The organism is Hyphomicrobium sp. CS1GBMeth3 (assembly GCF_900117455.1).
Lineage (GTDB): Bacteria > Pseudomonadota > Alphaproteobacteria > Rhizobiales > Hyphomicrobiaceae > Hyphomicrobium_C.
In genome coordinates this window covers 607587-633951 of record NZ_FPHO01000003.1, presented here as the reverse complement: position 1 = coordinate 633951, position 26365 = coordinate 607587, and the positions used below count along the sequence as shown (strand labels likewise).

Annotated in this window: 21 protein-coding genes; 13 read left to right on the top strand and 8 right to left on the bottom strand. The window is 64.6% G+C overall.

Features of this window, described 5'->3' with window-relative positions; all coding sequences use genetic code 11:
* Window positions 1-96: 96 nt before the first annotated feature.
* The gene (gene pqqA, locus CS1GBM3_RS10220) at window positions 97-186 is read right to left on the bottom strand and encodes a pyrroloquinoline quinone precursor peptide PqqA (RefSeq protein WP_072395130.1); all 90 of its coding nucleotides are present in this window, start codon (window positions 184-186) and stop codon (window positions 97-99) included.
* Between the two features lie 301 nt (window positions 187-487).
* On the opposite strand from pqqA, the gene guaB reads away from it, so the two are divergent.
* The 4 genes from guaB to CS1GBM3_RS10200 all read left to right on the top strand — a co-directional run bounded on the left by guaB (window position 488) and on the right by CS1GBM3_RS10200 (window position 4340).
* A complete protein-coding gene (gene guaB / locus CS1GBM3_RS10215) occupies window positions 488-1984 on the top strand; it encodes an IMP dehydrogenase (RefSeq protein ID WP_072395129.1) in 1497 nt (498 codons plus the stop codon).
* Between the two features lie 30 nt (window positions 1985-2014).
* Window positions 2015-2449, top strand: a complete 435-nt coding sequence (locus CS1GBM3_RS10210; protein ID WP_072395128.1) for an MAPEG family protein — start codon at window positions 2015-2017, stop codon at window positions 2447-2449.
* Window positions 2450-2480: 31 nt separating this feature from the next.
* Entirely contained in the window at window positions 2481-3779 is a 1299-nt protein-coding gene (locus CS1GBM3_RS10205; protein ID WP_072395126.1) for an RsmB/NOP family class I SAM-dependent RNA methyltransferase, read from the top strand.
* A 102-nt stretch (window positions 3780-3881) separates the two neighbouring features.
* Window positions 3882-4340: a TspO/MBR family protein gene (locus CS1GBM3_RS10200; RefSeq protein WP_072395124.1), complete on the top strand. Its 459-nt coding sequence runs from the start codon at window positions 3882-3884 to the stop codon at window positions 4338-4340.
* Between the two features lie 3 nt (window positions 4341-4343).
* Here CS1GBM3_RS10200 and CS1GBM3_RS10195 read toward each other — a convergent pair whose 3' ends face one another.
* Window positions 4344-5342 (bottom strand): leucyl/phenylalanyl-tRNA--protein transferase, encoded by a 999-nt coding sequence (locus CS1GBM3_RS10195; RefSeq protein ID WP_072395122.1) that lies wholly within the window; start codon window positions 5340-5342, stop codon window positions 4344-4346.
* Window positions 5343-5593: 251 nt separating this feature from the next.
* Here CS1GBM3_RS10195 and guaA point away from each other — a divergent pair, with 251 nt between their 5' ends.
* The 3 genes from guaA (at window position 5594) to CS1GBM3_RS10180 (ending at window position 8306) form a co-directional block, all read left to right on the top strand.
* The gene (guaA, locus tag CS1GBM3_RS10190) at window positions 5594-7141 is read left to right on the top strand and encodes a glutamine-hydrolyzing GMP synthase (RefSeq protein ID WP_072395120.1); all 1548 of its coding nucleotides are present in this window, start codon (window positions 5594-5596) and stop codon (window positions 7139-7141) included.
* A 58-nt stretch (window positions 7142-7199) separates the two neighbouring features.
* The gene (locus CS1GBM3_RS10185; RefSeq protein WP_072395118.1) at window positions 7200-7880 is read left to right on the top strand and encodes a YoaK family protein; all 681 of its coding nucleotides are present in this window, start codon (window positions 7200-7202) and stop codon (window positions 7878-7880) included.
* Window positions 7881-7943: 63 nt separating this feature from the next.
* On the top strand, window positions 7944-8306 hold the full coding sequence (locus CS1GBM3_RS10180; RefSeq protein WP_072395113.1) for an ArsC family reductase: 363 nt from the start codon (window positions 7944-7946) through the stop codon (window positions 8304-8306).
* Window positions 8307-8552: 246 nt separating this feature from the next.
* Here CS1GBM3_RS10180 and CS1GBM3_RS10175 read toward each other — a convergent pair whose 3' ends face one another.
* The 5 genes from CS1GBM3_RS10175 to CS1GBM3_RS10150 all read right to left on the bottom strand — a co-directional run bounded on the left by CS1GBM3_RS10175 (window position 8553) and on the right by CS1GBM3_RS10150 (window position 16415).
* Window positions 8553-9863: an NTP/NDP exchange transporter gene (locus CS1GBM3_RS10175; RefSeq protein ID WP_072395112.1), complete on the bottom strand. Its 1311-nt coding sequence runs from the start codon at window positions 9861-9863 to the stop codon at window positions 8553-8555.
* Between the two features lie 6 nt (window positions 9864-9869).
* Window positions 9870-10802, bottom strand: coding sequence for an aldo/keto reductase (locus CS1GBM3_RS10170; RefSeq protein ID WP_072395111.1), 933 nt, complete (start codon window positions 10800-10802; stop codon window positions 9870-9872).
* Between the two features lie 320 nt (window positions 10803-11122).
* A protein-coding gene (gene prfB / locus CS1GBM3_RS10160; RefSeq protein WP_139247874.1) for a peptide chain release factor 2 occupies window positions 11123-12254 on the bottom strand; the annotation gives its coding sequence in 2 pieces (ribosomal slippage) (window positions 11123-12184 and window positions 12186-12254; 1131 coding nt in all).
* A 134-nt stretch (window positions 12255-12388) separates the two neighbouring features.
* Entirely contained in the window at window positions 12389-14956 is a 2568-nt protein-coding gene (locus tag CS1GBM3_RS10155) for a penicillin-binding protein 1A (RefSeq protein ID WP_083567413.1), read from the bottom strand.
* 229 nt (window positions 14957-15185) lie between these two features.
* On the bottom strand, window positions 15186-16415 hold the full coding sequence (locus CS1GBM3_RS10150) for an N-acetylmuramoyl-L-alanine amidase (RefSeq protein WP_244534622.1): 1230 nt from the start codon (window positions 16413-16415) through the stop codon (window positions 15186-15188).
* Between the two features lie 749 nt (window positions 16416-17164).
* On the opposite strand from CS1GBM3_RS10150, the gene CS1GBM3_RS10140 reads away from it, so the two are divergent.
* Together CS1GBM3_RS10140 and CS1GBM3_RS19795 are read left to right on the top strand one after the other, a co-directional pair.
* Window positions 17165-20176, top strand: a complete 3012-nt coding sequence (locus CS1GBM3_RS10140) for an Rne/Rng family ribonuclease (RefSeq protein WP_072395106.1) — start codon at window positions 17165-17167, stop codon at window positions 20174-20176.
* Between the two features lie 450 nt (window positions 20177-20626).
* Window positions 20627-21256 carry a D-Ala-D-Ala carboxypeptidase family metallohydrolase gene (locus CS1GBM3_RS19795; protein WP_171946473.1) on the top strand — a complete coding sequence of 210 codons (630 nt, stop codon included), beginning with the start codon at window positions 20627-20629 and terminating at the stop codon, window positions 21254-21256.
* 70 nt (window positions 21257-21326) lie between these two features.
* On the opposite strand, the gene CS1GBM3_RS10130 is transcribed toward CS1GBM3_RS19795, so the two are convergent.
* Entirely contained in the window at window positions 21327-22538 is a 1212-nt protein-coding gene (locus CS1GBM3_RS10130; RefSeq protein ID WP_072395105.1) for a pyridoxal phosphate-dependent aminotransferase, read from the bottom strand.
* A 234-nt stretch (window positions 22539-22772) separates the two neighbouring features.
* Between CS1GBM3_RS10130 and CS1GBM3_RS10125 the strand changes: the two genes are divergently transcribed.
* From CS1GBM3_RS10125 to accB, 4 genes are all read left to right on the top strand, one after another.
* On the top strand, window positions 22773-24173 hold the full coding sequence (locus CS1GBM3_RS10125) for a M48 family metalloprotease (RefSeq protein ID WP_072395104.1): 1401 nt from the start codon (window positions 22773-22775) through the stop codon (window positions 24171-24173).
* A 57-nt stretch (window positions 24174-24230) separates the two neighbouring features.
* Entirely contained in the window at window positions 24231-25082 is an 852-nt protein-coding gene (locus CS1GBM3_RS10120; RefSeq protein WP_072395102.1) for a DsbA family protein, read from the top strand.
* Between the two features lie 276 nt (window positions 25083-25358).
* Window positions 25359-25796, top strand: a complete 438-nt coding sequence (gene aroQ, locus CS1GBM3_RS10115; RefSeq protein WP_072395100.1) for a type II 3-dehydroquinate dehydratase — start codon at window positions 25359-25361, stop codon at window positions 25794-25796.
* 65 nt (window positions 25797-25861) lie between these two features.
* Window positions 25862-26350 carry an acetyl-CoA carboxylase biotin carboxyl carrier protein gene (gene accB / locus CS1GBM3_RS10110; RefSeq protein WP_072397400.1) on the top strand — a complete coding sequence of 163 codons (489 nt, stop codon included), beginning with the start codon at window positions 25862-25864 and terminating at the stop codon, window positions 26348-26350.
* Window positions 26351-26365: the final 15 nt, after the last annotated feature.

Sequence of the window (26365 nt, the reverse complement as noted above, 5' to 3'; positions counted from 1 at the left end):
GTTGATTCGATTGTTAGCTAAAACAGCAACGGCGGCCGCTTGCTCGACCGCCGTGCCTCAAGGCTCGTCAGTGCACGAGCCACTCTTCATCATCGCTTAGATGATGTCGATCTCCGCCGGGAGGTAGCTCGTCACCTCAAGGCCAACTTCCTGCTCGCGCACGGCGGGCTTCACCCAAATCTTCATTATCGTTTCCTCCTTGATGCCCTAGGGCACTTTTCGAACGCGCTTTCCTAGCGCGATAAGCTTTCCAGGTCTAATCGTATTTCTGAGTATCTCCCATCAGGTAGACTAATGTGCAGGTGCGAGAACCTGTCCCGACTCGGAGCGCGGCGAGCCCCGTTTTCGGCGACCAACCGGCGGGCCGCTCGGCCGCAGCCGGGGTCCCTTCCCCTCCACCGCGCCCGGTGCTATAGGGCTTCCGACATTCGAGCCGGGCCGCGCCTTTTCGCGGCCGCCTTTGTCACACCCGCCCAAGGAGAGAGCCATGGCTGACCGCCCAATCGATCGCGATTTGGGTCTAGCGCTGACATTTGATGACGTGCTCCTAGTGCCGGCCGCATCTGAGGTTCTGCCCAGCCAGGTCAACGTCGCGAGCAGGGTCACCCGGACCATCTCGCTCAATATCCCGATCCTCTCCTCGGCCATGGATACGGTGACGGAAAGCCGCCTCGCGATCGCGGTGGCGCAGGAGGGCGGCATCGGCGTGGTGCACCGCAACCTCACGCCGGAGGAGCAGGCCCGCCACGCGGCCTCCGTCAAGAAATATGAATCCGGCATCGTGCTTAATCCCGTCACGATCGAGCCGACGGCCACGCTCGAAGAGGCGCTGGGTCTCATGGCGTCGAACGCCATCTCCGGAATCCCAGTCGTCGAAGCGCCGAACGGTAAGGGCAAGGGGCGCCTGGTCGGCATTCTGACCAACCGCGATGTGCGATTCGCGACGAATCCCAAGACGCCGGTCGCAGAGTTGATGACGAAGGACCGGCTGATCACGGTTACGCGCAATGTCAGCCAGGACGAAGCAAAGCGCCTTCTGCACCAAAACCGGATCGAGAAACTGCTCGTTGTCGATGACGATTACCACTGCATCGGGCTCATCACCGTCAAAGATATCGAGAAGGCGCAGAAGCACCCCAACGCTTGCAAGGATCCCGAGGGGCGGCTGCGCGTCGCAGCTGCGACGACGGTCGGGACCGACGGCTGGGAGCGCACAGAGAAGTTGCTCGAAGCAGGCTGCGATCTGATCGTTGTCGACACGGCGCATGGGCATTCGAAGAGCGTGCTCGACGCCGTCACGCGCATCAAGAAGATCTCGAATTCGGTGCAGGTCGTGGCGGGCAACGTCGCCACTGCTGAGGCGACGCGGGCGCTGATCGAGGCGGGTGCCGATTCGGTGAAGGTCGGCATCGGGCCGGGCTCGATCTGCACGACGCGGATCGTGGCGGGTGTCGGCGTGCCTCAGCTTACTGCGGTCATGGATTGCGCCAACGAAGCGCACAAGCATGACGTACCGGTGATTGCTGACGGCGGTATCCGCTACTCGGGCGATATCGTGAAGGCATTGGCCGCTGGTGCTGACTGCGTGATGATCGGCTCGCTGCTTGCCGGCACGGACGAAGCGCCGGGCGAGACCTATCTCTACCAGGGACGCACCTACAAGGCGTATCGCGGCATGGGCTCGCTGGGCGCCATGGCGCGCGGATCGGCCGACCGCTACTTCCAGCAGGAGGTTAAGGACATGCTGAAGCTCGTGCCGGAGGGCATCGAGGGACAGGTGCCCTACAAGGGGCCGGTCGAAGGCGTTCTCAATCAGCTCATTGGCGGGCTTCGTGCGGGCATGGGTTATACCGGCGCCAAGACGCTTGCAGACCTGCGTGAGACCGCGAAGTTCGTGCGCATCTCGCCGGCCAGCATGCGCGAGAGCCATCCGCATGGTGTGCTGATCACGCGCGAGAGCCCTAACTACCCGGGTGTCGCCTAAGGTTCCGGCAAATCGAGAAAGGGCTGCCTCATGAATCAGACCGCAATTCTCTATCCGGTTTTCGTGCAGGTGGCCCTTACGTTCTTTCTGCAGGGTTGGATGCGCAAGGAGCGCGTGGGAGCCGTCAAGCGCGGAGAGGTGACGTTCGGCGATATCTCCTTGCGGCAGGCCAAGTGGCCGCCGCGTGCAACGCAGATCTCGAATGCGTTTCACAACCAGATCGAGGTACCGATCCTCTTCTACGCGGTTGTGGCGTTTCTGATGATCACCAGCCAGGTGAGCCTGGTGTTCGTGATGCTGGCGTGGCTGTTCGTCCTGGCGCGGCTCTATCACGCGTACATCCACACCACGATCAACCGGCAGCCCTATCGCTTCTACGGATATGCGGCGAGTTCCATTACCCTATTCGTAATGTGGGTGCTGTTCGCGGTGCGCATTCTGTTCTTCACCGCGACGGGCGCTTGAGCCGGCGCAATCAATCAAGGAATACACGGTCGTGAAACCGGGTGGGCGAATCCAAGCCGCAGCCGAGGTGCTCGAGGATATTCTCGTCCGGCATCAGCCGGCTTCCACCGCGCTTGCCGATTGGGGAAAGCGGCATCGCTTTGCGGGTTCGGGCGATCGGGCGGCGATCGGCACGCTCGTTTTCGATGCGCTGCGTCGTCGTCTGTCGCTCGCGGCGCAGATGGGCGGCGAGGCTCCGCGGCTGCTCGCGATCGCGGCGGCGCCGCGGGCGCTCGGACTTTCCGTCGACGATGTTCTGGCCGCGTGCGACGGCAGCGTGCACGCGCCGCAGCCGATCGATGAAACTGAACAGGCACGTCTCGCTGTAGGTGAGCCTGCTGCTGATGCGCCGGCTCATGTGGGTGCCGATGTGCCCGAATGGCTGATGGCCTCGTTTGTGCGCGCGTTCGGCGAGCGTGCGATCGCGGAGGGGCGCGCCATGGCCGAGCGCGCGCCGATCGATCTGCGCGCCAATACGCTGAAGGCGACGCGCGAGAAGGTGCTATCGGCGTTGTCGAATTTTGGAGCCCAACCGACGCAGTTGGCGCCATTCGGTGTTCGCATCGCGGCTCCCGAAGGCCCGCGCAAGAGCCCGCATGTGGAAGCCGAGGCCGCACACGGCAAGGGCTGGTTCGAGGTGCAGGACGAGGGTAGCCAGCTGGCGGCGGCGCTCTCGGGTGCGGGGCCGCGCCAGCAGGTACTCGATCTCTGCGCTGGCGCAGGCGGCAAGACGCTGGCCCTCGCGGCTGCCATGCAGAACAGCGGGCAGATCTACGCCTATGACGCCGACAAGGGGCAACTTCGGCCGATCTTCGAGCGGCTGCAGCGGGCCGGCGTGCGCAATGCACAGGTGCTCGAAGGCGGCAACCGCGCGGCACTCGAAGCGCTGGGGGCGCGGTTCGACACGGTGCTGGTCGATGCGCCGTGTTCGGGCTCCGGTACCTGGCGGCGCAAGCCCGACGCCAAGTGGCGGCTCAAGCCCGAGGCGCTGGCGACGCGTCAGAAGGAGCAGCGCGAGGTTCTCGAGCTGGCGTCCGGCCTTGTGAAGCCAGGCGGACGGCTCATCTACGTCACCTGCTCGGTGCTGCCAGAAGAGAACGTAGATCAGGTTGCGTGGTTTCTCGGCGCGCATCCGGGGTTCGCGCTGGTGCCGTTCGGCGAGGCCTGGCGTGCCGCGCTCGGGAGCGAGCCGCCTCATTCGGCCGACGGGTCGGCGGAGACGTTGCTGCTGACGCCGGCGTTGCACGGCACTGACGGGTTCTTCGTCGCCAGCTTCCGTCAGGCTGCTTAAGCGTTCCGAGCCAGCAATTGCCGCGCTTCGGCCTATCGATTAGGTTGCGGCCCGCGGTGACCTCAAGGTCCTCGCCAAAAAACATTACGGCAGGGGACGCTCATGAAATCTCTTCTCTCGCTATTGGTCTTTCTTGCGCTCGTGGCTGCGGCTGCGTTGACCGGCATGTCGTATCTGCCGGGGCCTTGGTACGAGGCGCTGGCGAAGCCCGCGTGGACGCCGCCGAACTGGGTGTTTCCGCCGACGTGGGCCGTGCTCTACGTGATGATCGCGGTTGCCGGCTGGCGCGTGTTCGAGCGGGAGGGGATCAGCCGGGCGTTGATCGTTTGGGCCGTCTCGTTGCAGCTTAACGCCGCCTGGTCGGTGATCATGTTCCGCGAGCACCAGATCGGGCTCGCGGCAGCGGACATCGCGGCCCTGTGGCTTACGATCGTGGCCTTCATCGCGCTCACCTGGAACACGACGCGGATCGCGAGCCTGCTGTTCGTGCCGTACCTCCTGTGGGTCAGCTACGCGGCGGCTTTGAACTTCGAGATCTGGCGCCTCAATCCGCAGGTCTGATGCTTAAGCGGCGGATTTGATCCGCGGTGGCCGGCGTGGTTGCGCCGGCTTCTGCGGCGGGGTTTCAGTCTTGGCGCTGCTTGCATCCCATTCGGCGATCTCCGAGAGCGGTGCGGAGACCGTCCACGCACGCGTGGGGGCGGACGCAGTTCCATGCTCCTCGAGCACGGCTTCGAATGCCCGGCGCGGCATCAAGCGGAAGCCAGCCTCCTCGAGCGTCGGGGTCGGATCCTTGCCATCGTTGGCGACGTAGCCCCAGCGGGCGAGGTGGTACATCAGTGTCGCAAAGCCCATCTTGGACGCGTTCGATTCGTGGCTGAACTGCGATTCGGTGAAGAACACGCGACCGACCGACAGCCCGTAGCCGCCGCCCACCAACACGCCGTCTGCGTTCCAGACTTCGAACGAATGTGCGTGGCCCTGGCGGTGCAGCTCAGAATAGAGGCGCATGATCGTCGGCGTGATCCAAGTCAGGCCGTAGAGGCGGTTCTTGCGCCGGCCGGCGCAGCAGCGGATGACGTCGTCAAAAGCCTGGTCGAACGTCACGCGGTGCGGTGCCTTGCGCATGATGCGGCGCAGGTTCTTGGTCATGCGGAAGTCTGCGGTCGCAAGAACCATTCGCTGCTCGCGTGTCCACCATTTGAGCGGGCCGAAGTGACACCAGGGGAAGAACCCCCGCTCGGCCGCCGCCAGCACCGTGGCCGGAGAGACATCGCGCGCGACGCCGCCGAAAGAGTCCGGGCACGCCTTGATGCAGGCCGGGTCGGGCACGCGCGTGCCACCACGCACGATGTCGACCGCAGAATGCCAGAGCAGATCGGGAAGGTCGGCGATGCGGACCGGGCGCAAGGAGTAGAGCGTGCCCAGGGTCCAGCGCTGGACGGTGAAGGCGGGGCTCTCGGCGAACTTTCCGTCGCGGCGTGCCCGGAGCAGAAGCAGCGCGGCCACCATGGAGCCGGCTGCCAGAACGACCGTGCCCGCTACCAGAATCGCTGTGCCCATCAGATCCCCCCACTCTACCCCGCTCGTCCGCTTTCCGCGGTGAGGCGTCGCCATGTGGGATAAGCTCTAGTCCTCAGCCGTTAATAGGGGCTAGCGAGGCGACACTCGTCAGAAATCGCGCTTAATCGTGGGTAAATGCCCTGCGGCTTTGCCGCGTGCGGCCGCGGCTTGACGCTCGCGCTGCGGGGTGGTCTACCCCCTTTTTGCCGACCGGGGGCTGGCCCCCGAGTCTTCGGGAGCGACCAGCCTTTATGTCCGCCACCGTTCTCATCATCGATTTCGGAAGCCAGGTCACGCAGCTCATCGCCAGGCGCGTGCGCGAGGCCGGCGTCTACTGCGAGATCCATCCTTTTCAGAGCGCCGAAGCCGCTTTTGCCAAGCTGAAGCCGGCCGCGGTCATCCTTTCTGGCGGGCCGTCGTCGGTGCCGGAGGAGGGGAGCCCGCGCGCGCCAGCCGCGGTGTTTACGTCCGGCATTCCGGTGCTCGGTATCTGCTACGGCCAGCAGACCATGGCGGACCAACTTGGCGGCAAGGTCGAGAGCGGACACCATCGCGAGTTCGGCCGCGCCGTGCTTTCGGTCGATGCGGAGAGCCCGCTGTTCGAGGGCGTGTGGAACACGGGCGAGCGGCATCAGGTCTGGATGAGCCACGGCGACCGGGTGACGAAGCTGCCGGACGGTTTCCGCATCATCGCGACGAGTGAGAATGCGCCCTTCGCGGCGGTCGCCGACGAGGCGCGGCGGTTCTATGCCGTGCAGTTCCACCCCGAGGTCGTGCACACGCCGGATGGCGACAGACTGATCTCGAACTTTGTGCACCGTATCGCAGGGCTGAAGCCCGACTGGACCATGGCCGCGTACCGGCGCGAGATGATCGAGCGGATCCGCAAGCAGGTCGGCAAGGGCCGCGTGATCTGCGGGCTTTCGGGCGGTGTCGACAGCGCGGTTGCGGCGGTTCTGATCCACGAGGCGATCGGCGACCAGCTCACGTGTGTGTTCGTCGATCACGGGCTGATGCGGCTCGGCGAAGCGGAGCAGGTGGTTGGGCTCTTCCGCGATCACTACAACATTCCGCTCGTGCACGTAGACGCCTCGAAGTTGTTCCTCGATGCGCTGACGGGCGTCACCGATCCCGAGGCAAAGCGCAAAGCCATCGGCAAGCACTTCATCGACGTGTTCGAGGCGGAGGCTGCCAAGATCGGCGGTGCTGAGTTCCTGGCGCAGGGCACGCTCTATCCGGACGTGATCGAGAGCGTTTCGTTCAGCGGCGGGCCGTCTGTCACCATCAAGTCGCACCACAACGTCGGCGGCCTGCCCGAGCGTATGAACATGAAGCTCGTCGAGCCGCTGCGCGAACTGTTCAAGGACGAGGTGCGTGCGCTGGGCCGCGAGCTTGGCCTGCCGGACGCGTTCGTGGGGCGGCATCCGTTCCCGGGTCCAGGTCTTGCCATTCGCATTCCCGGCGAGATCACGAGCGAGAAGCTCGACATCCTGCGCAAGGCGGATGCGATCTATCTCGACGAGATCCGCAAGGCCGGTCTTTACGATGCGATCTGGCAGGCGTTCGCCGTGTTGCTACCGGTGCGTACGGTCGGAGTCATGGGCGACGGGCGCACCTACGATCATGTGCTGGCCTTGCGCGCCGTAACGAGTGTTGACGGCATGACGGCGGATTTCTTTCCCTTCGACATGGGCTTCCTCGGCCGCGCCGCGACGCGGATCATCAACGAGGTGCGTGGCATCAACCGCGTCGTCTACGACGTGACCTCGAAGCCGCCCGGCACCATTGAGTGGGAATAGCACGCCTCCGGCATGACCGAGCGTAAGGAGAGTGCCTTCAGCGTCGAAAGGGGAGCTCGTGAAACTTTCCGCGCCGACGCTGCTGAGCTTCAACGGTGGGTACGTCGATACCGCTGGTTTTCTGGCGCTGCACGGGCTGTTCGCGACGCATGTGACCGGCAATTTCGTGACGTTTGGCGCGTCGCTCGCCTATGGCACGTCGGGGGCGCTTACGAAGCTTCTGGCGTTGCCGGTTTTCTGCATCGTGGTCATGCTGGTGCGGTTGCTCGGCGCGGAGCTGCCGAAACGCGGTCTCGACAGATTGCGGGAGCTCCTATTTCTCAAGGTCGTTCTTCTTGCTGTTACGGATCTGATGGCGTTTCGGTGGGGGCCGTTTGTTGACGGCGATGCCTGGCGCGCCATCTTCACCGGGTTGACACTGGTGGCGGCGATGGCGGTCCAGAATGCCGTGCATCGCGTCCACCTTCCGAAATCTCCGCCGTCCACGATCATGACCGGCAATGCGACGCAGATGATGATCGATATCCCCGACCTCGTGAGCGGGAACCTGCCGGCGGACAAGCGTCAGGTGACGCTGGATCGCGTCCGCGCGCTCGCATCGGGGATCGCGATGTTCGCGCTGGGTTGCGCAGCGGCGGCTATGATCTTCTTAGGGTTCGGAATGTGGGTCTTCGTGTTGCCGCCGGTGATCGGTCTCGCGTCCGCCCTGGTTGCCAAGAGCGCGCTTGATGCGACCTAGGCGCTCTTTTTTGGCGTTCGATAAACTCTAGGCTGTAAGTGAAAACATTGAGGGTGGGCTTCGATGGCCAGCACGTCCGTCACGATCTACGGCATTCCCAATTGCGACACGATGAAGAAGGCGCGGGCGTGGCTCGCGGAGCATGGAGTCGAAGCCGTGTTCCACGACTACAAGAAGGACGGCATCGACGAGGCGCGGCTCGCGCGCTGGAGCCGTGCGGTCGGCTGGGAGACGCTGCTCAATCGCGCGGGTACGACCTTTCGCAAGCTCCCTGATGCGGACAAGCAGGGGCTCAATGAGCAGAAGGCGATTGCGCTGATGCGTGCGCAGCCTTCGCTTATCAAACGTCCGGTACTGGAATATGGCGCGAAGAAGCCGCTGGTCGGTTTCAAGCCGGACACCTATGCGGATGCGCTCGCAGGGTGAGATGAATTTCCCCTGAAAACACAATAGACGGGACAGGTGTGCGGGGCCTGTCCCGTCCATTGACGTTCCCATCTGGCGATGAGACGTGACATGCGACTCGATTGCCAACGCGGGGACATGGGCCTTCGAACCACACTCAGGGGAAAACGGAATCGCCGCCGATTTATTCTGTCGGCCGCTGAGGAAAAATCGAATTTTTTTCGGCCGTTCCGATGGGTTATCGGAAATCCCTTTGAGTACAGACTGTTAGATTGCCGACGACGCGGCCAAGCTTTTTTCGCGCAGCCGCTCTTGCCGGCCGAGCCAGGCGCCTGTCGTTGCCCAGCCGAGCGCGACGGCCGTTCCGATCATCATGGCCAGCGCCGGGTGCTCGGCCATGATGTCGAGGCCGCGCTTGACCCAGCCGCCGATGGCATCGCCGCCCCGGTAGATGACCGTATCGATGAAGTTCTTAGCCTTGTACTTCTCCTCCGGCTCGGCAACCGTGTAGAGCATTTCGCGGCCGGGGCGCACCAGCGCGTACTCGCCCACGCGGCGGACGATCATGATCACCGCCAGCACGGCGAACACGGGCGCGAACGCGAGCCAGAGAAAGCCGGCGGCCATCACCAGGGGGACCGCGACGAGCAATATGCCAATGCCGAAGCGGTCGGCAATGCGTCCCGTAAGGAAAATTTGAATAAGGATCGTGCACGTCTGGACGAAGGTGTCGATCATGCCGAACACCTGCGTCTGGCGCGTACGGTCAGGGAAGGTCTCTGCCACGAGACGAGCTTGCTCGAAGTAGAGAAAGGTCGAGACGATCGCGAGCAGCACGACGAACAGCGCGATGCCGGCGAGATAGCCGGACCGCAGCACCGCCGTTGCGCCGCTCAAAGGATGGCCGCCGAGCGGCTCGGTGCGCGGGGCGGTTTCCTCCTGGGGCAACGGGTTATGGTCGCGCCAGCGGTGCAGCCAGAGCGCGGCGCCGGCGCTCGCGGTGAGCAGGACCGAGGCCAACAGCAGCAGGCCGGCGTGGCCGATCGGTGCAACAAGCAGCGTCCCAAGAACCGGCCCGGTCAATCCTCCTGCGCTGGCGCCGCCTGCTATAAGGGCGAAAAGCCGTTTGGCCTGAGATGCAGGCATAAGGTCCGCGAGGACGCTCCACGCCAGCGAGATGGCGAGCAGGTTGAATACCGATAGCCAGATGTAGAACGCGCGCGCGATCCAGACATTGTCGGGGTCTGCGACGAATGCTGCGGCGAAACCGGTGAGGTTCGCGGCGAAGAAGCCATACGTCCAAATCAGGATGTGGCGACGGCGAACCTTCGAGGCAATCCAACCGAACACCGGAAGCGCGACGAGTGTTGCGACGAAGGTGCCGGTGAACAGCCATTGCAGGTTGTCGACGCCGCCGGCGATGCCCATCGTCTCGCGCACCGGACGGAGCATGAAGTAGCCGGTGAACAACAGGAAGAACATCGCTGCGCCGGCGGCGACGACCGGGACTTCTGCGCGCTCGATTTTGAAGACGTCGGTGAATCGCGCGCGTGCGGACGACGGAGCGGAGCTATCCATGCCCGATCAAGCCAGCGCTGCGATAAGGGAAGCCCGCTGCTCCTCGGTCAGGTCAGGGCCGAGCCCAGCCTTGAGGTTGTCGGCCTGGCGGTGTGGCTTGCCGGTTGCCGGGATCACGACCGTCACGGCCGGGTTGCTCAACGCGAACTTCAGGAATGCTTGCGCCCAGGATGTAATGCCGGCTTCGGCCGTCCAGTCCGGCAGCGGCTTGTCCTTGACGCGGCCGAACAGCTTACCGTCCTCGAATGCGCGGTTGATGATCACCGCGACGCCAAGGTCGCGTGCGAGTGGGAACAGGCGCTTCTCGGCGCCGCGCGTGACGACCGAATAGTTGATCTGCAGGAAGTCCGGCTTCTCGGCCTCGACTACTTCGGCGAGGTCGTCGTGTGCATGCTCGAGGTAGTGCGTGACGCCGACGTAGCGCGTCTTGCCTTCAGCCTTCAACTCGCGGCAAAGGGCAAGCTGGGTTTTGAGGTCGCCAAGGTTGTGCACCTGCAGCAGTTCGACCTTGTCTGTCTTGAGGTTCTTTAGAGAGCCGTTGAACTGGGCGAGACCAGCATCGCGGCCGCTGACGCCAGAGAGCTTGGTCGCGAGCCACGTCTTAGGTCGCAGATTCTGCTCTGCAAGCAGTGGGCCGAGCACGTCCTCGGCTACGCTATAGGTCGGTGCCGTGTCGATCACCGTTCCGCCGCCTGCAAAAAAGACTTTCAACACCTCGCGTAAGGCGTCGTACTCGGGTGTACCTTCTCCGACTTCGAAGCTGCCGGAGGTGCCCATTCCGATCGCGGGCAGCTTCTCTCCTGTCGAGGGAACGGCGCGTGTCGCGAGCGTTGTGCTGGCCGGCTGATTGGCTGCGCTGGCGCTGCGGCCGAGTGGAGCGACGGCCAACATCGCGGCCAACGATGACGACGCGCTCAGGAAGTTGCGACGAGTGTGCATGGTGTTCTCCCCTCTGTCGTAACGCACCGGCGCGGTCGCGATTGCCATATAGGGTTGGAGGTGCCGGGCGCCAATAGAGCTATCCGACAGTGCATGGAAAGAATGGGGCCCCCCAGCGGGGGGAACTGGGGGGCCGACCGTGCTGAGAGCGCCGCGTGTGTGGTGGGGGACCGCGGGGCGCTCTTCTCGTCGGAGAGCGGGGGTAGCAACTCCGACGGTGGTGGGAACAGCGGGGAGTACGCTTTGGTTCCCACGGTTGCGACCATAATCATCTGGAGGCCGCCCGCTGTCCCGTAGGGAACAGGGGCGGACTTTCGCTGTCAGTCGAGGTCAGCCACCTCTGCCGGCGCACCGCCTTTCATGCGGTGGGCCAGGGTGGCCTCGATGAATGGATCGAGGTCGCCGTCGAGCACTTCGTCGGGGCTCGAGCTCTGCACGCCCGTGCGCAGGTCCTTCACGAGCTGGTAGGGCTGCAGGACGTATGAGCGGATCTGGTGGCCCCAGCCGATGTCGGTTTTCGAGGCCTGCTCGGCGGTCGCCTTCTCTTCGCGCCGTTTCAGCTCGAGCTCGTACAGGCGCGCCTTGAGCCGCTTGAACGCGATGTCCTTGTTCTGATGCTGCGAGCGCTGCTCCTGGGCGAAGATCACGATACCCGTCGGTTTGTGCACGAGACGGACTGCGGACTCGGTGCGGTTCACGTGCTGGCCGCCGGCGCCGCTCGAGCGCGCGAAGCTCACGTCGACGTCTGCCGGGTTGATGTCGATGTCGATCGAGTCGTCGATCACCGGGTAGACGGTCACGGAGGCGAAGCTCGTGTGCCGGCGCGCGTTGGAATCGAACGGCGAGATGCGCACGAGGCGATGCACGCCCGCTTCCGTCTTGAGCCAGCCGTAGGCGTTCTCGCCCTGGATCTCGAGCGTCGCCGACTTGATGCCGGCTTCCTCTCCCGGGCTCTCGTCGATCAGCTTGACCTGGAAGCCGCGCCGCTCGGCCCACCGCATGTACATGCGGGTCAGCATTTGCGCCCAATCCTGGCTCTCGGTGCCGCCGGCTCCGGCGTGAATTTCGACGTAGGTATCCATGGCGTCGGCTTCACCCGACAGCATGGCCTCGATGCTCTTGCGCTGCACCTCGGTGTCGAGCCGGCGCAAAGCGTCCTCGCCCTCGGAGACGGTGGCTTCGTCCTCCTCGGTTTCGCCGAGCTCTATCAGTGTGAGATTGTCCTCGAACTCGCGCTCGATGCGGCGGAAGTCGGTCAAGGAGCGTTCGAGCTGCTGGCGCTGACGCATCACCTTCTGCGCCTGCGCGGGGTCGCTCCAGAGCGCAGGGTCCTCCGCGCGCTGGTTGAGATGGGCTAGGCGTGCCTCTGCCTGCTCCGGGTCAAAGATACCTCCTCAAGAGGCCCAGAGCCTCTTCGATCGAGGTCGCAACTTTTTGCGCTTCAGCGCGCATGGCCGATTCTCCCTACGTCACGGCTATCGGGGTCGCGGCTTGATATAGTGAGACCCTATGCGACTGTAAACGCGGCGTCGCGATGCACCGCGCGGCCGTCCACGGACAAACTCCTCAGGATTCGGGAGAAAGTCTTACCAGAGGCCGCCAGGACCGCCGCCACCGCCGTAGCCGGGAGAGGCCGAGGGCGCGGGCTGCCAGGCATCCCCTCTGCTCGATGGGCCGGCGTTCGAGCTTTGTGCATAGGGATCGGTGAAGCCGATGACCGAGTAGGCGTCGTCCGGCTCCTCGTCGGTCTTGAAGGCTTCGGCAATGGCGCCGGGATCCTCAGGCGAAGTGCGCAGTCCCGTCTTCAGGTTGACGCGCACGAGCTTAGTCCCCGGCGGCATGCGGAACGGCATGGCGGGCTCGTTGGCCAGGGCTTCCTTCATGAAATCGGCGAAGATGGGTGCTGCGACGGCGCCACCGGTGTTGCCCTTGCCCATCGGACGCGGCGTGTCGAAGCCGACGTAAACGCCAACGACGAGGTCGGGCGAATAGCCGACGAACCAAGCATCCTTCTCTTCGTTGGTGGTGCCGGTCTTGCCCGCAAGCGGGCGGTTTAGCGCCTTGAGCGATGTTGCCGTACCGCGCTGGATGACGCCTTCCAGGATCGACGTCATCTGGTAGGCGGTCTGCGGATCGATGACCTGACGGCGATCGTCGGGGATGTCGGGTTCCGTCTGGTTGGCCCAGCCCTCGGCGTTGCAGTCCGTGCACTCGCGTGCGTCGTGGCGCCAGACGGACTTGCCCCAGCGATCCTGGATACGGTCGATCAGCGTCGGGCGCACTGTCTTGCCGCCGTTGGCCAGCATGCAATAGGCGGTGGTCACGCGCAGAAGCGTCGTCTCGCCGGCGCCGAGCGACATCGACAGCACAGGAAGCAGATCGTCGTAGACACCGAAGCGGCGTGCATACTCGGTGATGATCGGCATGCCCATGTCCTGGGCCAGCCGCACCGTCATCTGGTTACGTGACTTCTCGATGCCGACGCGCAGCGTCGTGGGGCCGTGCGACGTGTCCTTCTCGTAGTTCTGCGGCTTCCAGATATCCTGGCCAGGGCCTTGCTCGATCTCGATCGGCTCGTCGAGAATGATCGACGTCGGCTTGTAGCCGTTGTCGAGAGCCGCCGCATAAACCAGCGGCTTGAACGAGGAGCCGGGCTGGCGGCGCGCCTGCAGCGCGCGGTCGAACTGGCTCATGGCGAATGAGAAGCCGCCCGATACGGCGAGTACGCGGCCGGTGTGCGGGTCCATGGCGATCAAGCCGCCGCCGACCTCCGGGATCTGCATCAGGGACCAAGTGCCGCCGAGATTGGCCTCGTCCTTCGGTGCCACGTAGATGACGTCGCCTGCCTTGAGCAGATCGGAGATCTGCTTCGGCTCGGTCTTCTTCGGCGTTTTGGCCCACTTGATCTCGTTCAGCGTGATTTCTACGGCGTGGCGCTCCTCGGCGAGCTTGCCATCCTGCTTGCGTGCCGGCCGCAGACCGACGACGGCTTTTGTCTTCTCCATCGACAGCACGACGCCGAGGCGCCAGGGCGCGATGTCCGTTGCGCTTTCGATGGCGCCGAGCGGAACGCCCCAGTCGCCGGTGATGTCGATTTCGCTCACGGGGCCGCGCCAGCCGCGTTTGCGGTCGTAGGCGACAAGGCCGTCGATCAATGCCTTGCGGCCGATGCGCTGCAGGCGCGGGTCAAGCGTCGTGCGCACGGACAGGCCGCCAGCGTAGAGCTTGCCTTCGCCGTAGGCGTTGAACAGGGAGCGGCGAACCTCCTCGGCGAAGTATTCGGCGGCGAAGATGTGAGCGCCGCCAGCGCGCAGGTTGACGGTCAGTTCCTTGGCTTTCGCGTGCTCGGCTTCTTCCTCCGAGATGTAACCATTCTCCTCCATCTGGCCGATGATCCAGTTGCGCCGGTCAGTTGCACGCTTCTTCTGGCGGAACGGATGGTAGTTGTTCGGCGCTTTCGGAAGCGCCGCGAGATAGGCGGCCTCCTCGACCGTGAGATCCTTCAGCTCCTTGCTGAAGTAGGCGAGCCCGGCCGCTGCCACGCCGTAGGCGCCAATGCCGAGATAGATCTCGTTGAGGTACAACTCGAGGATCTTGTCTTTCGAATACGCGCGCTCGATGCGGATGGCGAGGATCGCCTCCTTGATCTTGCGGTCGATCGTGCGGTCGCTGGTCAGAAGGAAGTTCTTGGCGACCTGCTGCGTGATCGTGGACGCGCCTTCGGTGCGCCGGTCGCCGCCCTGGACCTTGTTCTCGACGAACTTGAAGACGGCGCGGGCGATGCCCTGCATGTCGAGGCCGCCGTGCTCGTAGAAGCGGCTGTCCTCCGCCGAGAGGAAGGCGGCGATGACGCGCTTTGGAATGGTGTTGATCGGCACGAAGATGCGCCGCTCGCGCGCGTACTCGGCGATCAGCGAGCCGTCGTGGGCGTGAATACGCGTCATCACGGGCGGCTCGTAGCTCGCCAGGCTCTCGTAGTCCGGGAGGTCCTTGGAGGCATTCCACAGCACGTAGCCGACCGCGGCCGAGCCCACGAGGAACAGCACCACGAACGCGCCAAAGCTCCAGCCGAGGAAGCTCAAGAGCAGACTCTTGCGCTTCCGGCCTCGCCTCCGGTGCTCCGGGTATGGTGGGGGCAGCGTTGGGGCTCGCATCCGCCTGGGGTCCGCTCGACCGATGTTCACTGGGGGCTAGTACGCTCGGCGCACTGCTATTGCATTGCAGCAACCCATGGATCAAGCCTGAACATTAACACGGAATGTGGCATCACGTCGTCCTAAACCCCGGATTTCCTAAATGGTTATTTGCCAATTGCCGCAGAGTGCCGCGACAGTCCGGTGCCAAAATCCGGAGGGGGCTTGGGGCAGGGAAATGCCCTTTTGCTCAGGGGCCTGCCGCGCCAGCCGTGCGTTTGGTGAAATAGGCGTCAACGGCCGCGGTTATGGCGGCCGCCACTTTCTTCCTCCACGCCGGCGTGTTCAGAAGCTTCTCGTCTTCCGTATTACTGAGGTAGCCGAGCTCGACCAGGACGGACGGCGCGTGCGTCTGCTTCAGTACCTTGAAGGCCGCGGCGCGCTGGGGCGTGCGGGCCAGGACCTTTACGGGCCTTAGTTTGCGTACCAGGGCATTGGAGAAATCGGCCGAGAAGTTTGCGGTCTCGCGCTTCATGAGGTCGAAAAGGATGCCCTTCACGGCGTCGTCATCCGCACCGTCGACGACGTTGATGCCGGCCACGAGATCGGAGGCGTTCTCCTTTTCGGCCATCCGCCGGGAGCGTTCGTCGGAAGCGCGCTCGGACAAAGTGTAGACGGTCGCGCCGCGCACGACCTGGGCGCCCTCTTGTTCCGGCAACGAATCCGCATGCAGGGAGATGAAAAGGTCGACGCCGTGCTTGGCCGATAGTCCGAGACGCTGATCGAGCGAGACGAAGACGTCGGAATCGCGGGTCATCCGCACGTCATAGCGGCCTGTCGCAACCAGCTGGCGTGCAACCTCCTTGCCGGCGGCGAGCACGATCTCCTTTTCGAGCAGGTTCGACGGGCTGATGGCTCCGCCGTCGATGCCGCCGTGGCCCGGATCGATCATGATCACGGGCTTTCCGGCGCTGCGGGGCGTCTCGTCTGTAGCCTTGACCGGCGGCTGCTCCTCGCTGTTCGCGGCTGCCTTGCCGGCTCCGGTGCCGACACCGAAGCTCGCTGGATCGGTCGTCACCATGTCGAAGGTGAAGACGATGCCCTTGCCGCCTGGCGCGGCGGTCATGCCCGCTTTCTCGATCCGCACGGGCCCTGCGGTGTCGAGCACGACACGCGCCTTGCGCTCGGCAAACTGGCCGTAGCGGAACGCGCTGACGAGGCCGCTTCCTTGCTGACCGGTGCTTTCGGGGAGGCGAAATTCGACATCCGGGAGGTCGACGATGACGCGGTACGGATTGGCGAGCGTGTAGATCTCGGCCGGGACGCCCACGGACAGATCGAGGCGGAAGGAGGTCCGGTGCTTGTCGCCGGACAGGGCGGCGTGGGTGGCAGCGGCCGTTTGATCGGCTGCGGCCGGCAGTCCACAGAATAAAGCGTGTATCAGCATCGCGACGGCGGCCGCCGTCCCGCGCAGGCTCAAAGACCCGGCCCTGATCCCCATCCCCGGTTGCACGCGGTCCCTATCGCGTTCGTGAGCAAATTATCACGTAGGCCCTACAAGTTAGGTCATATTTGGTGTTTTTGCGCAAGGTCCGGACTCATCCGGGCCTCGACGCGGATCGTAACCTAAAACATGCTTGCCACACTGCCACTGAACCCGTACAAAATTGAACTGCATCGTGTTCGAGTACGTCCTCTTCGCGCGGGAGTTCAGTCGGCTGTTGGATGCTCGGTCCGGTTGAGGCCGGTTTTCATTCCAGCCCGCTATTGCCCAGGTGCTCCGGAAGCGGATGGTGCGCACGGCCCGACGGCCGCTTCGGCGTGTGCTTCGTGATCGGCAGCACTGCCCGAACCCTGAAAATGGGTCTCAGGTCAGCGATGTGCCGGAATGCGTCGCCCCCGACGTCACGGTCCGGGACTAGCCTCGGCTGCGGTGCAGCTTGCCTGATCGGGCGTACGCGCCAGAGATCACTGGCCCCCTTCTTTTTCGGCGCGCGCGTCGCGTGCGCCCGGAATCATTCGTTCGAGACTCATGCAGATCGTTCGCGCAGTCCGTTCTTCAGCCTCCGAGCCCATTGCGGCTGGGGCGGGCGTGCGCGTGTCAACCTTCACCCCAACCTTCCCTTCAAACACAACAAAGGCGCGCGCCAAGACCAGGCCGCAAGTCGCCTCCGGCTGCACGGCCGGTTCCGGTGGTTCGGCACACCGGCGCGCAAAGGATAAAAATTCATGGCAACCAACAAGATGCTTATCGATGCCACCCACCCCGAAGAGACGCGGGTGGTGGTACTGCGCAACGGACGTGTAGAGGAATTCGATTACGAGAGCGCCGCACGTAAACTCCTGCGGGGCAACATCTATCTAGCCAAGGTCACCCGCGTCGAGCCGTCGCTTCAGGCGGCGTTCGTCGATTACGGCGGCAATCGGCACGGCTTCCTCGCCTTCAACGAAATCCATCCGGACTACTATCAGATCCCCATGGCGGACCGTCAGGCGCTTCTCGAGGAGGAAGCGCTCGCGGAAGCCGAGGAGGAAGCTGCCGCCGATGCGCGCGCCGAGCGGCTGGCCCGCCGGCGTGGTCCGACCCCCTCGAGCGATCGCCCGACCGAGGCCGGTGTGGATGCTGCACCCTCTGATGATGATGGCGATGTCGAGGAGAACGGCGACGATAACGGCGTTGTCGACGTGCACGCGGAAGGCGACGATGCAACCGACGACACCGACGACGATCCTCCGCAGGTGATCGCCGAGGCGACCGAGCGCGATGCCGTGCTGGTCGAGGAGGTCGGTGCACTGGAGACCGCGGCCGAGATCGACGCGGCGCCTGTGCCTGAGACGACCCGGGCCGAGGCAGACGCCCAGGACGCCAATGCCGTCACCGAGGAACAAGCCGCAGCCGCTACTGCGGACATTGGCCCCGAGGCGTCCGGCGAGGGCGCCGAGCCGGGTACCGTGCAGGTCGTGGCCAGCGCCACGGCGGAGCCCGAGGCCGTCGAAAGCGTCGGCTCGGAGGATGCGCTCGAAGAGCTGCCGTCACGCCCGCGGCGCAGGCCGCGCAGCTACAAGATTCAAGAGGTGATCAAGCGCCGGCAGGTGATCCTGGTCCAGGTGGTCAAAGAAGAGCGCGGCAACAAGGGCGCGGCGCTCACGACCTATCTGTCGCTGGCTGGCCGTTACACCGTACTCATGCCAAATACGGCGCGCGGTGGTGGCATCAGCCGCAAGATCACCAATCCGCAGGACAGGAAGCGCCTCAAGGCCATCGCGCAGGAGCTCGAGGTGCCGGAAGGCATGGGGCTTATCATCCGCACCGCGGGCGCCTCGCGCACGAAGCAAGAAATCAAGCGCGACTTCGAGTACCTGCTCCGGCTTTGGGAGAGCGTGCGTGACCTGACGCTCGAATCCACGGCGCCGAGCCTCGTCTACGAAGAAGGCAACCTCATCAAGCGCTCGATCCGCGACCTCTACAACAAGGAGGTCGAGGAGATCGTCGTCGCCGGCGAGCACGCGCAAAAGGATGCCAAGGACTTCATGCGCATGCTCATGCCGAGCCATGCGAAGAACGTCACCTTGCACCAGGATCCCGAGCCGCTGTTCACGAAATACGGCATCGAGCGGCAGCTCAATGCCATGTTCAGTCCTTACGTAACGCTGAAGTCGGGCGGCTACCTGGTCATCAATCAGGCCGAGGCGCTGGTCGCGATCGACGTCAACTCCGGCAAGGCGACGCGCGAGTTCTCGATCGAGGAAACGGCGCTCAATACCAATCTCGAGGCCGCGGACGAGATCGCGCGCCAGCTCAAGCTGCGCGACCTCGCGGGCCTTATCGTCATCGACTTCATCGACATGGAGGAGAAGCGCAACAACCGGGCCGTCGAGCGGCGGCTCAAGGATGCGCTGCGCTTCGACCGGGCCCGCATCCAGCTCGGGCGGATCAGCCACTTCGGCCTCATGGAGATGAGCCGGCAGCGGCTGCGCTCGGGCGTGCTCGAGGGTTCGACCTCGCAGTGCCCGCACTGTCAGGGCACCGGCATCATCCGTTCGACGGAAAGCGTGGCGCTCGCCGTGCTGCGCGCGCTCGAAGATGCGTTGATGCAGGGTGCGAAGACCTCGCTTGTCGCCACGACGACGACGCCGGTCGCACTCTATATCCTCAACAACAAGCGCCACTTCATCAACGAGATGCAGCAGCGCCAGGGCGTGTTCGTCACGGTGCAGGCGAGCGAGAAGCTGCAGGGCGCGAACTTCCTGATCGAGAAGGGGCACGCGCCGGCGGCGGTGGTGCGCCGCCCGGATCGGGCAGCAGTCAATATGGACTGGGGCTTCACCGGTGAAGGCGCCGAAGGTGAGGCCGGGGGCGAGATCGAAGCCGAAGAGGCTCCGACGCGCGGGGCCGATCAGTCCCGCGATCGTGATCGTGACAGGGATTGCGATCGCGATGAGAGTCGCGAAGGTGGCGGACGCCGGCGGCGGAGGCGGCGTGGTCGGCGTGGTGGCGAGGGCCGTGGCGAGCAGCGGGCCGAGGGCCGGCATGCGGACGACACCCAGCAGCCCTATCCCGATGATTTCGCTGACAATCAGGACGGCGGTGCGAACGGCTACGCGGTCCCTGCCGAAGGTTTCGGCGACGACGAGCCGGCGCCCGAGCGCGAGCCTGCTGATGAGGCGCGTGCCGATGACCAGCACGGCCGTGAAGGACAGGAGGACGGCAATGGCCGGCGTCGGCGGCGCGGCCGGCGCGGCGGGCGGCGTGGCCGTGAGCGGGCCCGCCAGGGTGAGGCAGGCAGCGAAGCCTCGGTTGCCGCCGAATCCGGCGATGCCGAGCACGAGGTCATGTCCGAGTCGGTCGAGGATGTGGGCGAAGACGCTCAGGTGGAGGCTCAGGCCGAAGAGAAGCCGGCTCCGGCCCGCGAGCCGAGGCGGCGCGGTGCCGAGCCGAAGGACGAAGGTCGCCGTGGCCGTTCCCGCGGCGCGGTTGATGTTGAATCCGAGGCTGTGACGGCTGCCAGTGAGGCGGTTGAGCCGGTGCGCAAGCCGCGGGCTCAGCCGGAAGCGGCTGAAGACGCGGTGTCGGCGGTGCAGGACGAGGCTGTCGTCTCGCGCGTCAGGGCTCGCCACGAGGTGACGTCGACCGAGCCCAAGCTCGAGCGCGTTGTCGTTTCGCCGGACAGCGGGGCAACCGAGGCCAGTGGCGAGGAGCCGGTCAAGCGTGGCTGGTGGCAGCGCCGATTGGGCGGCTGAGGCGGCGGGGAAAATCGATCCCACTATGCGAAGGCCGGGTCCCACGCCCGGCCTTCTTCATCTAAAATCTCATGTGTCGCGCCCATCTTGCTCGGCGCGACATTTTTTCCAGTTTTGGCGATCGCTTCGTGATTCCGGCAAATATTTCAATTCCTCCCCGCCGGGGTCTTCCCCTCGGCGGTCCGCGTTGCCTCAATTTTGTCTCAATTTGAACACGACCGGCTGATGAGTGCCGCCCCGTCATGCCGAGTGATCCGGGGGGATACCGACATCACAGTCAGCCCTTCGCTGAGTGACTCCGCGATCAGCGCATGATGTCACGCGGATGTACTTCGCCTTCTCCAGGCAGACATCCGCTGATGACTTCACATCTTCCAGGTCAGGAGCCGGGTGGGTAGCGGCTCTACTTCGCAAGCCCTGGAAATTGGTGGGACATCAAGGGAGTCTTTCATGAGTAAGTCGATTTTTGCTGCCGTGCTGGCATTGGGCGCTGCCGCCTTCCTCGCCGCACCTGCTGCGGCACGCGTTGAGTCCGGCGTGGTCAGCTCGCACTACGAACGTGATGGCCGACCGCTGCCGCGGGCGCAGAAGCAGCGGGCCAAGAAATACCACGCACCAAAGGCGCGTCGCGCTGGCGCTCACACTAACAAGAAGGCGTATCGCAGTAAGAGCGCCTACAAGAGCAAGAAGGCACCTGTCGGCCGCAAGGCGCGCCTTGCGAATCGCTCCATGACCGCCGTTGCGCGTTCCGGTGGCGGTGCCACCGCCTCGCGCGGGTGTCTGAAGCCGGCCGCAGCCGCGCTGCTCGCCCGCATCGAGTCGCAGTTCGGCGCGGTGAAGGTGATCTCGACCTGCCGTCCGGGTGCTCGCATCGCCGGCAGCGGCAAGCCCTCCAAGCACGGCTTCGGCCTCGCTGTCGATTTCGACGCGGGCGCACGCAAGCAGGCGATCGTCAATTGGCTGCGTGCCAATCACACCGCCGGTGGCACCATGACGTATGCGCGCATGAGCCATATCCATGTCGATATCGGTCCGCGCTTCGTGTCGCTCGGCGCGGGCGGCGGCAAGCGTCGGAGCTGATCCGGAAACGCTCGGATACGGAAAGGGGACGCCAGCGGCGTCCCCTTTTCCTTGTTCAAGGCCGCTTTCGTCAGCCTCGTGCCTTGAGGCGCGGCCATGCCTTGAGACGGCGTGCGGCTTCGGCCATGTCGGCCTCCGTCCCGGCGTAGGAAAAGCGCAGGAAGCGGTGGCCGCGCTCGGCGTCGAAGTCGAGACCCGGTGTTGTCGCGACGCCGATCTCCTCGAGCATGGCGCTGGCGAAGGCGCGCGAGTCGTCGGTGTGGGCCGAGACATCGGCATAGAGATAGAAGGCGCCGTCGGCGGGTGCGAGCGAGGCGAAGCCTGCCTCGGGCAAGGCCTCTAGCAGGAGCGCCCGGTTCCTGGCGTAGCTCGCCCGGTTGCGCTCGAGTTCGTCCACGCCCGCGAAGGCGCCGAGCGCTGCGACCTGCGATACGGCAGGCGCCGAAATGAACAGGTTTTGCTGCAGGCGCTCGAAGACCCGCACCAGAGACGGCGGCACCACCAGCCAGCCGATGCGCCAGCCGGTCATGGCGTAATACTTCGAGAAACTGTTGATCACGACGACATCGTCCGTGATGCTGAGCGCTGTCGTGGCGGGCGCCTCGTAGGTCAGGCCGTGATAGATCTCGTCGGACACGAACCAGAGCCCGTTCCGGTCTGCGTGGCGGATCAGCTCCGCAAGGCGCGCGGGCTCGATCATGGTTCCGGTGGGATTGGCGGGGCTCGCGATCAGAAGCCCGTCGAGGCCCACTTCGTCGTGAAGTTTTGCCACTGCGTCGCGTGTGGGCATCCAGCGCGTTTCGGGGCCGGTCTCAATCAACGGTGTTCGGCAGCCGAGCGCGGATAGAATGTGCCGATAGCACGGGTAGCCCGGCGAGGGCAGTGCAACACGGGCGCCCGTATCGAATAGCGCGAGGAAGGCAAGGATGAATGCCGCCGAGGAGCCCGTGCAGATGACAATGCGTTCGGCACCGATAGAGAGACCGTAACGCTCGCGGTAGCTGTCGGCGATGCGCTGGCGCAGGGCGTCGATACCGAGCGCCGCCGTATATCCGAGTGTCTCAGTCCCGAGCGCAGCGCGCGCGGCGGCAAGGGCGCTTTCAGGCGCGGGCGTGCCCGGCTGGCCCACCTCCATATGGATCACCGAACGGCCCTTCGCCTCGAGATCGGCGGCCGCGCGCATGACGTCCATGACGATGAAGCTCTGAATGTCGCTGCGCGCAGCGGGAGCGCGGCGTCTTTCGCCGGCGATGTTCCGAGGGCCGGAGTCGTCTTTGGCCATTGTCAGTTCCTTAGGGGCTATGCGTGCGCCTTCCTTTGGCCGTATTGAAGACGACCTCTGGCGCAGGGAAAAGCGATTTGGCGCCGGTTAACTGTCTCTGTTCGGGAAGCATTCCCCCGGCTGGTCGGTATGTGCGCCGCGGTCTTGCGTTGGCCGGCGCTCTATGACCATTTAACGTTTCCATTGTGATGTTTCGTAGTGTCCCCCGAGCGTTCGAACGACCGGTTGCAAAGCATGACGACATCGACCTCGAAATCCCTTATCCGCCGCGCACTCGCTCTCGGGCTTGCGGCCGGTATGCTTGCAGGCCTCGTGCCTGCAAAGCGCGCAGAAGCGCAGGGGCTGCCGCTGATCCGCGACACCGAGATCGAGCTTCTGCTCAACGACTATTCGCAGGGCATCTTCCGCGCGGCAGGGCTTGGCACGGGACGCGTTACGGTGCGTATCGTCAACAACGAGGCGTTCAACGCCTTCGTCATCGATGGACGCAACGTCTTTATGCACACTGGCGCGCTCACGCAAGCCAACACCCCCAACGAGGTGATCGGCGTGCTTGCGCACGAAGCGGGCCACATCGCGGGCGGGCACATGGCGGCGCTTCGGACGCGCATCGCCAAGGATCAGACACGCGCGCTCCTCATTCAGCTGCTCGGTATCGGCGCCATGATCGGCGGCGCGGCTTCGGGCGGCGACGCCGGTCGCGAGATCGGAAGTGCCGGACAGGGCGTCATGATGGGCGGCAACGAGCTCATCATGCGCGGCCTCACGGCCGAGCGGCGCTCGCAGGAATCGGCGGCCGACCAGGCGGGCCTGCAGTATCTCAATGCGACGAAGCAGTCGGGGCGCGGCATGCTGGCGACGTTCGAGCGGTTTGCCGGCGAGGAGCTTTTTTCGGATGCACACCGCACGGCGTTCGCACGCACGCATCCCGTGGCGACCGATCGCTTGGCGCGTCTTCGTCAGCTCGTCGAGAACAGCCCCTACTACAGCAACACGGATTCGCCGCAGCTTCAGCATCGCCACAACATGATGCGCGCCAAGCTTTCGGGCTACATGGAAGTGCCTACCATCGTGTTCAACCGCTATCCGCGCTCGGACAACAGCCTGCCGGCGCGCTATGCGCGGGCGATTGCGTCGTTCCGGCAGGGTACGAGCGGCTTCGACCAGGGCATGGCCGGCATCCAGTCGTTGATCAGCGAGCAGCCGAACAATCCCTATTTCTGGGAAGTGAAAGGCGACTTCGAGCAGAAGGCCGGGCGGCCGAAGCAGGCGATCACCTCTTTGCGGAAGGCGCTGCAGCTCCACAAGGGGGATGCGCCTTTGGTCGGCGTGCAACTCGCCCAGGCGATGCTGCAGACAAAGGAGCCGCAATACTCGGACGAGGCCATCTCTCTGCTGCGCAAAGCGGTGCAGCGCGAGCCGGATAACGCTACGGCTTATAATACCTTGGGGCAGGCGTATTATGATAAAGGCATGCTTCCGCAATCGGAGCTGGCGCGCGCCCAGGGCCTTTTCTATTTTGGCGCCCTGAAGCAGGCTCAGGAGTTCGCCAAGCGTGCCCAGGCGGGACTGCAGCCGGGCTCGCCGGACTGGGTCAAGGCCGACGACATCGTCAACTTCAAGCCGCAGACCTGACGCGGCGAGATCCTATGGCCGGGGACACGGATCCGCCGGTCCTATCATGGAGCATTTATGACCCAACCCGAGTCCACCAAGCCGAGCGCACCGTCGCGGACGAGCCTCGGCGCGCTGATCGCCGTGCCGCTCCTTGCCGCAACGGGCCTCTGGCTCGTCTTCGCAGGTGGCGCTGACACGAGCCGTGCCGTCTCCCCGACACTTGTCGGCGCCAACACGGACGCGTTCACGCCAGATCAGCGCCGCGCCATCGAAGGCATCATCAAGGACTATCTGGTCCAGAACCCCGAGATCTTCCTCGAAGTCCAGAGCGCACTCGAATCGAAGATGGTTGCGCAGGAGGCCGCGCGGACCAAGTCGCTGGTCGCCGAGCATGCCAAGGAGATCTACCGTGCTGCCGACGCACCCGTGGCCGGCAATCCGAACGGCGACATTACGGTTGTCGAGTTCTTCGATTATAACTGCGGCTACTGCAAGCGCGGCTTCTCCGAGATCGCCAAGCTCGTCGAGCAGGACAAGAACGTTCGCGTCGTGTTCAAGGAGTTCCCGATCCTGCGCGATGAGTCGGAACAAGCGGCACGTGTCGCGCTCGCCGCGCGCATGCAGGGCAAGTATTGGGAAGTGCACAGCGACCTAATCACGACCAAGGGCCTCGTCAACGAGGCGGTCGGGCTCAAGGTCGCCGAGAAGCACGGGCTCGACATCGAGAAGCTCAAGCGGGACATGGCCTCGCCCGAGGTCAAGGCGGAGCTGGATCGGGTCAAGCAGCTGGCGCAGACGCTGCAGATCAACGGCACGCCGCACTTCCTGGTCGGAGACCGAGCCATCGGCGGTGCGCCTGAGAACCTTTATGAGGTGCTCGAGCAACACGTCGTGGATCTCAGAAAAGAAGGCTGCAATTACTGCTGAGGCCGTGCTTTGGCCCGCGGAGGCCATGCGCGCCTGCGGGCGCCGCTAACGGGGCTTGGCGAAGGCGCCTGAGGCGTGGTTCGTCCGGGGATTGTCCGGATCCGGCCTATCTTTCAGATGGGCCGGGAACCTCGGGCTTGGCGCTCTTTCGCAGCCGCGGTAAAGCTGCTAGGGAACCCTACGGGGACGGCTGGTGCCCGTGCGTTCCGTCATTCCAGGACGTAAGTCCAGGGCGCCAAGGTTAACTTCCCGACATTCCTCAATCCGATCCTGCTCATGGCCAAACCGGTATTCGTTCTCAACGGTCCGAACCTCAATTTGCTCGGCGTGCGCGAGCCGGAGATCTATGGCCGCGACACACTCGATGACGTGCGCCAGCGCGCCGAGGCCCGGGCCCGGGCGCTCGGCCTTTCGATCGCGTTCCGGCAGACGAACCACGAGGGCGAGCTGATCGGGTGGATCCAGGAGGGGCGCGACGGCGCCTCGGGCATCATCCTTAACGCGGGCTCGCTGACGCATACGTCGATCGGCATCCTCGATGCGCTTACCGCGGCCGAGCTGCCCGTGATCGAGGTTCATCTCTCGAACATCTTCCGCCGCGAGGATTTCCGCCACCACTCCTATGTGTCGCTCGGCGCCAAGGGGGTGATCTGCGGTCTCGGCGTCCAGGGTTACGAGCTGGCGCTCGAGGCGATGGCGAAGCTCGTGGCGTGAGAGGCCCGGTGAAACGCAAATCCAAAGACAGCGACAAGAAGCCGAAAGGGAAGGGGCTAGCGCGTATGACGGCGAAAGACGAGGGCGAGAAGCCGAGTGGCGAGCAGCAGCTCATCCGAGAGCTTGCGCAGCTCCTGAACGACACGGGACTTTCGGAGATCGAGATCGAAAAGAGCGGTCTCAAGATCCGTGTCGCGCGCTCGGTGACGATCGCGGCGGCCGTGCCGTCGGCGCCGGTGCCTTTCGTGCCGACGGGCGCCTCCGCTCCGGCGACGGGCGCCGCTCCGGCCGCCTCGGGTGCGGCGGATCCCGCCAAGCATCCGGGCGCCGTCAAGTCGCCGATGGTCGGCACCGCCTACCGCTCGCCCGAGCCCAATGCGCCGCCGTTCGTCGAGGTCGGCCGCCGTGTGCAGCAGGGCGAGACGCTGCTGATCATCGAGGCCATGAAGACCATGAACCAGATCCCCGCTCCGCGCGCGGGCACCATCACGGCCATTCTCGTCGAGAGTGGCCAGCCGGTGGAGTTCGGCGAGCCGCTCGTCATCATCGAATAAGGGAGACGCGGCAGC

Excerpts from the sequence above, each read along its gene's own strand:
- CS1GBM3_RS10155 (WP_083567413.1), bottom strand. The coding sequence starts at position 14,956 with ATGCGAGCCCCAACGCTGCCCCCACCATACCCGGAGCACCGGAGGCGA.
- CS1GBM3_RS10200 (WP_072395124.1), top strand. The coding sequence starts at position 3,882 with ATGAAATCTCTTCTCTCGCTATTGGTCTTTCTTGCGCTCGTGGCTGCG.
- CS1GBM3_RS10175 (WP_072395112.1), bottom strand. The coding sequence starts at position 9,863 with ATGGATAGCTCCGCTCCGTCGTCCGCACGCGCGCGATTCACCGACGTC.
- CS1GBM3_RS10130 (WP_072395105.1), bottom strand. The coding sequence starts at position 22,538 with ATGGCCAAAGACGACTCCGGCCCTCGGAACATCGCCGGCGAAAGACGC.
- CS1GBM3_RS10170 (WP_072395111.1), bottom strand. The coding sequence starts at position 10,802 with ATGCACACTCGTCGCAACTTCCTGAGCGCGTCGTCATCGTTGGCCGCG.
- guaB (WP_072395129.1), top strand. The coding sequence starts at position 488 with ATGGCTGACCGCCCAATCGATCGCGATTTGGGTCTAGCGCTGACATTT.
- pqqA (WP_072395130.1), bottom strand. The coding sequence starts at position 186 with ATGAAGATTTGGGTGAAGCCCGCCGTGCGCGAGCAGGAAGTTGGCCTT.
- CS1GBM3_RS10180 (WP_072395113.1), top strand. The coding sequence starts at position 7,944 with ATGGCCAGCACGTCCGTCACGATCTACGGCATTCCCAATTGCGACACG.
- aroQ (WP_072395100.1), top strand. The coding sequence starts at position 25,359 with ATGGCCAAACCGGTATTCGTTCTCAACGGTCCGAACCTCAATTTGCTC.
- CS1GBM3_RS10195 (WP_072395122.1), bottom strand. The coding sequence starts at position 5,342 with ATGGGCACAGCGATTCTGGTAGCGGGCACGGTCGTTCTGGCAGCCGGC.
- CS1GBM3_RS10140 (WP_072395106.1), top strand. The coding sequence starts at position 17,165 with ATGGCAACCAACAAGATGCTTATCGATGCCACCCACCCCGAAGAGACG.
- CS1GBM3_RS10120 (WP_072395102.1), top strand. The coding sequence starts at position 24,231 with ATGACCCAACCCGAGTCCACCAAGCCGAGCGCACCGTCGCGGACGAGC.
- CS1GBM3_RS10210 (WP_072395128.1), top strand. The coding sequence starts at position 2,015 with ATGAATCAGACCGCAATTCTCTATCCGGTTTTCGTGCAGGTGGCCCTT.
- guaA (WP_072395120.1), top strand. The coding sequence starts at position 5,594 with ATGTCCGCCACCGTTCTCATCATCGATTTCGGAAGCCAGGTCACGCAG.
- accB (WP_072397400.1), top strand. The coding sequence starts at position 25,862 with ATGACGGCGAAAGACGAGGGCGAGAAGCCGAGTGGCGAGCAGCAGCTC.
- CS1GBM3_RS10125 (WP_072395104.1), top strand. The coding sequence starts at position 22,773 with ATGACGACATCGACCTCGAAATCCCTTATCCGCCGCGCACTCGCTCTC.
- CS1GBM3_RS19795 (WP_171946473.1), top strand. The coding sequence starts at position 20,627 with ATGAGTAAGTCGATTTTTGCTGCCGTGCTGGCATTGGGCGCTGCCGCC.